General features: G+C 74.3%; 2 protein-coding genes. One reads left to right on the top strand and one right to left on the bottom strand.

The window, feature by feature from the left end:
• Nucleotides 1–8: 8 nt before the first annotated feature.
• Nucleotides 9–1,118 (bottom strand): PP2C family protein-serine/threonine phosphatase, encoded by a 1,110-nt coding sequence (locus ACFTZL_RS44070; RefSeq protein ID WP_382596033.1) that lies wholly within the window; start codon nt 1,116–1,118, stop codon nt 9–11.
• Nucleotides 1,119–1,434: 316 nt separating this feature from the next.
• On the opposite strand from ACFTZL_RS44070, the gene ACFTZL_RS44065 reads away from it, so the two are divergent.
• The gene (locus tag ACFTZL_RS44065; protein WP_382596030.1) at nt 1,435–2,322 is read left to right on the top strand and encodes a GNAT family N-acetyltransferase; all 888 of its coding nucleotides are present in this window, start codon (nt 1,435–1,437) and stop codon (nt 2,320–2,322) included.
• Nucleotides 2,323–2,352 lie beyond the last annotated feature (30 nt).

The raw sequence follows: 2,352 nt of genomic DNA, 5'->3' as shown, positions 1-2,352 counted from the left end.
GGCCGCCGTCAGGGCCCGCCCTGCGGACGAGGTGCCAGCACGAGCATCGTGACGTCGTCCCGTACGTCCGGGCAGTGCCGGACGAGGTCGGCCCACACCCGCTCGGCCAGGGCGGCCGGCTCCTCCTCGGCGAAGCCCGGCAGCCGCTCGGCCAGCGGGTAGAAGACCCCGTCGGCGTCCCTGGCCTCGGTGACCCCGTCGGACGCGAGGAAGAGCCGGTCACCGGCGCGCAGCCGCACCGAGACGACCCGGGGCGGAGTCGCCTCGGCGAGGCCGAGACCGAGCGGTGTGCACGGCTCGATGTCCAGCTCGACGGCATGCCCGTCGCGCAGCAGCAGCGGGCCGGACTGCCCGCACGCCACGATCCGCACCACACTGGCGTCGGCGGAGAAGCCGAGCAGCACCGCCGTCGCGAACAACTCGGCGTGCGGCTCGCCCGCCGAGTCCGCCACCAGCCTCCGGTCGAGCCGGGCCGCCACCGCCTCCGGCTCCGGATGGTCCAGCACCGCCTCCCGGAAGGCCCCCAGCAGCGACGCGACCGTGGCGACGGCCGAGAGACCGTGTCCCTGGACATCGCCCATGACCGCCCGTACGCCGTAGGGGCCCGCCCGTACGTCGAAGAAGTCGCCCCCGACCAGCGTCCCGCTCTGCGCGGCCCGGTACAGCCCCGCGCACCGCACCGGCCCGACCCGCTCGCGCAGCGGCGGCACGACGGCCTGCTGCGCGGCCTCGGCGACAGCCCGTTCGGTGACGAGCTGGGCGTCACGCCTGCTGCGGACGAACGACAGCAGCACGCTCAGCACCGCCACGAAGCACACGGTCAGCAGATCGGTGCTGCCGGGGTCGTTCAGGCTGAAGACCGGGATGGTCAGCACGACCACCACCAGCCCGCCCAGCACCGCCGTCGCCACCGGCCCGTGCGCGAGCACCGCCAGGGGCGGGATGGCGCCCAGCAGGAAGCCGATGTCGAGCGGCTCCGGACTGATCAGCTCCGCCGCGCACACACCCGCCAGCAGCGCGGACGGCAGCACCCGCGCCCAGCCCGGCGGGGGCGCGCCGCGCAGCCAGCCGCGCCGGTCCCGGTCCCGGCGCGGCAGCCGGCCGCGCACACTGCTCACACCACCACGCTGCTACGCCCGACCGGGCGCCGCACGCCGGGCCCGCGCGGCGCCCCTGGGCCGGCCGGCAGGACGTGAGCGTGGACCGGGCGCAGTGGTCGGCCAGGCCGGAGGGCCACTTGAGCCGAGCCGGGAATTCGATGGACGGTCCACCGGCGGTCCCGTAGCCTGTGGCGCGCCACGCCCCGAGACCCGTGGAAGGAGGGCAGAGCCGTGCAGTTCACACCGTTCCAGCGCTCCCTGACCCTCGTCCCCGGCGTGTCTCGACCGACCTGACCGGGAGCGCTCCTCGCAGCATGCTTCCCGGAGGAAGTCCATGACCGACGTGGTCATCCGCGCGCTCGACGCGAGCACCGCCGATCTCTTCGACACCCTGCCCGACCCGCTGGGCGCCCGTGAGGGCCACCGGCTGACCCGGCACCGCCCCGAATGGAAACGGGTGGCCCTGCGCGACGGCAGGGTCGTCGCCCGCGGTGCCTGGTGGGGCGGCCCCGACGACACCGAGCCCGTCAACCTCAACTGGTTCGACGTGGCGGAAGGCGAGGAGGAAGCAGGCGCCGCACTCCTGCGCTCCGCGCCCTGGCAGGTGGAACTCGAACTGAACCTGCCCGCCGGCTGGCGCGACGACCCGGCCCTGCGCACGGCCGCCGAGACCCGCTTCACCGCCGCGCGGAAGGCCGGCTACGACCTCCTGGTCGAACGCCTGCTGTACCGGTGGACCCCCGAGCGCGGCCTGCCCGAACGGCCCGGGCGCCTGGTGTTCCGCGCCGAACCGGACGACGCCGTGTTCTTCGACGCGCTGCGCCGTATCCACTCCGTCACCCTGGACGCCCACGCGCTGAAGGCGATCGAGGAGGGCGGACTCGACCGGGCGGCCCAGGAGGAACTCGACTTCTTCCACTGGTGCCCCTCGCCACGCGAGTGGTGGCAGGTCGCGTACACACCACGGGGCGAGCCGGTCGGCATCCACATCCCGGCCCACAACCCGTCGGGCCCGTGCATCGGCTTCATCGGGGTCCTGCCGGACCATCGAGGCCACGGTTACGCCTACGACCTCCTGGCCGAGTGCACCCACTTCCTGGTCGAACAGGGCGCGGAGTTCGTCGCCGCCGCCACGGACCAGGGCAACTTCCCCATGGCGGCGAACTTCGCCAAGGCCGGATTCCCGGTGGTCAAGGAACGGCTCAACTTCCACCCGGCGTAGGCGGCTGCCCGGCGGCGACGCGGACTAGCG

Source organism: Streptomyces sp. NPDC056948 (assembly GCF_042674225.1).
Lineage (GTDB): Bacteria > Actinomycetota > Actinomycetes > Streptomycetales > Streptomycetaceae > Streptomyces > Streptomyces purpurascens.
Note: the sequence above shows the minus strand (reverse complement) of the source record. Positions and strands in the feature narration are given on the sequence as shown.